Raw genomic sequence first — 3,876 nt, 5'->3', positions numbered from 1 at the left:
TAAAAACCCTCAAGCTGCCGACCTTTCTGCGCGAATACGACAAGCAGGCCCAGCTCTGCGCCGCCGAGGGCGTCGACCATCGCCGCTATCTGCTGCGGCTGGCGGAGTTGGAACTGATCGAGCGGGAACGACGGACGGTCGAACGCCGCATCCGAGAGGCCCGGTTCCCAGCGGTCAAATCGCTCGATAGCTTCGACTTCACCGCCATCCCGTCGCTCAACAAGATGCTGGTGCTCGATCTGGCGCGTTGCGACTACATCACCCGGCGCGAAAACGTCATCGCGCTGGGCAATTCCGGCACCGGCAAGACGCACACGGCCCTAGCCCTTGGGCTGGCGGCCTGCCAGCACGGCTTCTCGGTCGGTTTCACCACTGCGGCTGGACTGGTCAGCCAGATGATGGAGGCCCGCGATGAGAAGCGTCTGCTCAAGCTCCAGAGCCAGATCCAAGCATACAAGCTGCTCATCATTGATGAACTGGGCTACGTGCCACTGTCGCCCACCGGCGCCGAACTGCTATTCGAGGCATTCAGCCAGGTGCAGACGCCATCGATCTTGGGCTTCGGTCCCTTGAAGATGGCGGCGGCCAGCGTCGCCTGCTCGGACCCGGTCAACCATTCGGCGCGGCGGCCCTTGGGGCGGTCGAACAACCCGTCAACCCCGTCGGCGTTATAGCGAAGCACGGCATCGCGCAGCGCCTACCGTTCCATCCCGGCCAAACGCGCAGCCTCGGCCCGGCTCAGCCCATCGAGCGCATTGGCAATGGCATAGGCTCGCGCGGCAGCCCGCCCGCTGCCGCAATGCCGTGCCCAACCGCGAAGTTCCGAAGATGTCTTGGCTTCCGATATCTTGAGACGACCGCTCATGGCTCCCCCCAATCTGGTGGAGCCAGTGAATCACACCCCGCGTTTCAGGGGAACCCCCGATGAGTCACTTCGGACGTCGAGCGGTATTATAAGATTGCTAACTCAGGCATCCGTTTCTATTTCAATCGAATCGGCCGTAATTTTACTTTAACAATATCCCCTCGAATGCATTTTATTGATATTTCTCTCAACAATTAACTTTATTAGCGCAATATGTTTACTTTAGGAAGACTTGATTGGCAACGATAGCGGAGATAACGCCAATGGCATGACGTGGCGATCCGCTGCGTCGAGGCCACCGACCGCTGTCACCCATGACCCAAGGTGACTCTACTCCACCGCCTGAAGTCGTGTGTTGGTCAGGCGCAGGCGTTCGGACAGCTCATGGCCTAAATTCAGCAATAGCCGGGTGGCGTCAGCCGGATGAGTGTGGCGGAAGGCGTGGAAATCGTCGGTCGTCAGTCTCCACGCGACCGCCTCTCCCTGTGCCATGGCGTCGGCTGAACGGGGGCCGCCGTCCAGCAGCGCCATTTCGCCGAAGAAGGTGCCGGGCCCGAACAGTGCCAGGCGGACCGGCGGCTGGCCGGGAGTGCCGGGCAGGGTGATGGCGACAAAGCCGGTTTCCACCAGGAATAGCCCATCCCCCGCGTCGCCCCGACGGAACACCACACCCCCGTCTTGCAGGACGAGCAGGGTCATGCGCTCAGTCAGATGGTCGATGGCCTCGGGATCCAGGCCGCTCAGCAGCGGATGGGCGTGGGCGGCGGCAGCGTCATCGCCGGCCAGCAAATCCTCAGCCGCCTCCAGCGCCAAGTCTCGGGTGGCGTACCAATGGCTTTCGGGAATGGCATCCGCCAATCCGCTCTTACGCAGCCACCCAGCTCGCGCGCTGTCCGAGATCAGGCCGGCTAGAGCCAGCGAAGCGCCTTTCAGCGCCACGGCACGCGCCGTCTGCTGCAGGACCCGCACGCCCGAACTGTCGATGTCGGGCACCCGGCGCAGGTCCAGGATGATCACCCGCGGCTTGCCCGAGACCAATCCGTCAATCTTGTCACGTAGGCTCTCGGCGGTGCCGAAGAACAGCGGGCCGTCCAGTTCGAGCAGCAGCAGACGGCCCCCTTCCTCCTGCAGACGGCGCTCGACGTGCAGGGGGCGCACCCGCAGAGAGCGGGTATTCCGCCGGTCAAGCACACGCCGCACGATGGGTCGGCTCATGCGCATGACGAACATGATCATGGCGATGCCGACGCCGGCGGCCACGCCGGCCGGCAGGTTGACGCTGACGCTGATGCCGGCCACCACAGCCATGACGGCAAAGTCAGCGACGAAGCTTCTGCCGCCGTGCCGCATGGCGTTGACGGCCCAGGAATCGGCCATGTTCACCGCGATCATCATCATAATGCCGGCCATCACCGCAAAGGACAGGTCGGCCAGCAGCGATCCGCCCCAGATCAGCAGGGCCAGCAAAATCAGCGAATGGAACACGCCGGCCAGACGGGTGCGCCCACCGGCCTTGAAGCTGGCGATGCCGCGCATCGGAGCGCCGGTGCCGGCAAAGCCGCCAAAGCAGGCGGCGGCGATATTGCCCAGGCCCTGGCCGATAAGCTCGCGGTTGCCGTCGTGGCGGCCGCCGGTCACCGCATCCACGGCAGCGGCGCTGAACAGCGCCTCGATCGAGCAGATCAGAGCCAGCACCAGCGAGGAGGGCAGCAGGTGCAGAACCAATTGGGTGCCCTGCGCCGTCCAGGACAGGCTGACGGCCTCGGCCAGGGCATAGGGGCTGGGCCACTGGGCGGGAACCTGGCCGACCAGGCCGCCCATTGCCGGGCCGCCCGGCACCACCGCCAACAGATAGTGCAGCAGGGTGCCGGCGGCGAAGGCGACGGCGATAGGCGGAAGCTTGGATTTCTTTTTGGTTGCCAGATACATCGCCGCCATGGTGCCCAGGGTCACCAGAATGGCGCCGGGACGGATGTCGCCCAGGCGGTGCAACAGTTGGGATGGCTTGACCCCGTCCAGACCCAGGGCGGCGGGCAGCTGTCCCACCAGGATCATCAGGGCGACGCTGTTCATGAAGCCCGACAGCACCGGATGGGGCACGTATTTGATGCCGCGTCCCACGCGCGCCAACCCCAGGCCCACCTGGATCAGGCCGGCGGCAAAGGTGGCGATGAAAGCGGCCATGATGGCCGCCTGGGGCGTGTCCACCCCCAGCCCGGCCAGGGCGGGATCGTTCAGCGCCATAGCCAGGATGGCCGCCAGCATCAGCGAGGCCGAGGCCCGCGGGCCGCTGACCTGCAACCGGCAGCCGCCGGTCAGGGCAGCGACGATGCCGCCGACGATGGACGTCTGGAAGCCCGCCACCACGCCGGCCTGGATGAACTCCGGTCCCAGCGGGGCGAAGGCGAGCGCGCCTAGCGGAATGGTTATGGGCAGGGACAGGATGGCGACGTTCAGCCCGCCATTTAAGTCGCCGGGAAGGTTGGCGCGGCAAAGGGGCAAGGTTTGCGCAAGTTTAGCGGGAGTCATTGGCACCAATTTTTATGCGTGGTAGCGTTGGCTAGTCTGTGATGCAACTTAACGAATGAGGGAGGCGATCCGACCGGCTGAGCCGTTCACGCGGCCATCGAAGTCCCGAACCGCAAAAGATAGAGCTTCCACAAATTTATTTGCTCGAGCAGCAAGCTGATCGATGCGGAGGGGCATAAGCACGATGTCCCTTTGTTCTTGAATGATCCGAAGTGCTGATTCATTTCGTATTTTTAGCAGCAACCATAATGGTGCAGAAATGCGGGTACGAACAATTCGTTAGAGACTAGCCGCTTGCTTTCGTAAAGCCAAGGTCGGGGGTTCGAGTCCCTCCGCCGGCACCATAAAAGTCAAGCGCGTAGAGCGCGCAGAGCTGCCTGGCAAACAGGCTGCGGAAGCAGCGGGACGAAACTCGGGCGCTTTCTGCCGTATTCCCCGACATTTCCCATATGGGCACCTCGAAAAATCCCGCCCTCCGGCGA

Annotated in this window: 2 protein-coding genes; one reads left to right on the top strand and one right to left on the bottom strand. The window is 63.5% G+C overall.

All coding sequences use genetic code 11. The features are described from left to right. A partial coding sequence (locus tag MTBLM5_RS16370) for an ATP-binding protein (RefSeq protein ID WP_173977129.1) occupies positions 1 to 674 on the top strand: 674 nt, incomplete at its 5' end. Positions 675 to 1,195: 521 nt separating this feature from the next. Here the strand turns inward: MTBLM5_RS16370 and MTBLM5_RS16365 are convergent. Next, positions 1,196 to 3,367 (bottom strand): SLC26A/SulP transporter family protein, encoded by a 2,172-nt coding sequence (locus tag MTBLM5_RS16365; RefSeq protein WP_173977128.1) that lies wholly within the window; start codon positions 3,365 to 3,367, stop codon positions 1,196 to 1,198. Positions 3,368 to 3,876 lie beyond the last annotated feature (509 nt).

The sequence above is a fragment of the Magnetospirillum sp. LM-5 genome (assembly GCF_902729445.1).
Lineage (GTDB): Bacteria > Pseudomonadota > Alphaproteobacteria > Rhodospirillales > Magnetospirillaceae > Magnetospirillum.
Note: the sequence above shows the minus strand (reverse complement) of the source record. Positions and strands in the feature narration are given on the sequence as shown.